Below are 545 nucleotides of genomic sequence, written 5' to 3'. Positions count from 1 at the left end.
GCCGTAGCGGCATAACTGGATAGACTCATCAGCCGGTGACTCCTGTCGCGCTGGTAACGCTCACAACGGATACTCCACAGGCTGCACCATCAGGCTGAAGGCCCTTGGACAGGCTCACCAACACTAGAAAGATCAGCCAATACCTTCTTCGCCCCAAAAACACCAATCAATCCAACGGGGACAAAGGGTACGCAACCAACGATAAACATTATTGCCCCGGCCTTGGCTTTGCCGGCACACACCAGCAGCATTCCCACAGCACTGACGGCCACGAACGCGCCCATCCACGGAACGACAGGCCTGTAATGCGGATCTGTGCTCAGAAAAACCAGCGCACCTACATGAATAGCCATCGCAATATACATACGAACATCCATTTACATTCTCCTTTTTGACCAACACAGTACTTATGATTTCTGGTTTGTTTATCCAAGCAGATCGCTAATCGGCGCGTCATCCATTCTCTGATTTAGTTGAATACTCAGGCGTGGGTGCCGCAGCATTGGGTCAGAGCATATACCGCACGTGCCGCACCATAATGTTCA

The 545-nt window shown here is 51.6% G+C and carries 1 protein-coding gene; it reads right to left on the bottom strand.

Annotated features, from left to right (window positions below):
- Positions 1 to 89: 89 nt before the first annotated feature.
- Positions 90 to 377 (bottom strand): hypothetical protein, encoded by a 288-nt coding sequence (locus C2846_RS18505; RefSeq protein WP_119702196.1) that lies wholly within the window; start codon positions 375 to 377, stop codon positions 90 to 92.
- Positions 378 to 545: the final 168 nt, after the last annotated feature.

Source organism: Pseudomonas jilinensis (assembly GCF_003586265.1).
Taxonomy (GTDB): Bacteria; Pseudomonadota; Gammaproteobacteria; order Pseudomonadales; family Pseudomonadaceae; genus Halopseudomonas; species Halopseudomonas phragmitis.
The sequence above is the reverse complement of the archived record's forward strand: the minus strand, read 5'-3'. Positions and strand labels throughout refer to the sequence as shown.

Coding starts and splice junctions, on each gene's coding strand:
- C2846_RS18505 (WP_119702196.1), bottom strand. CDS start 377: ATGGATGTTCGTATGTATATTGCGATGGCTATTCATGTAGGTGCGCTG.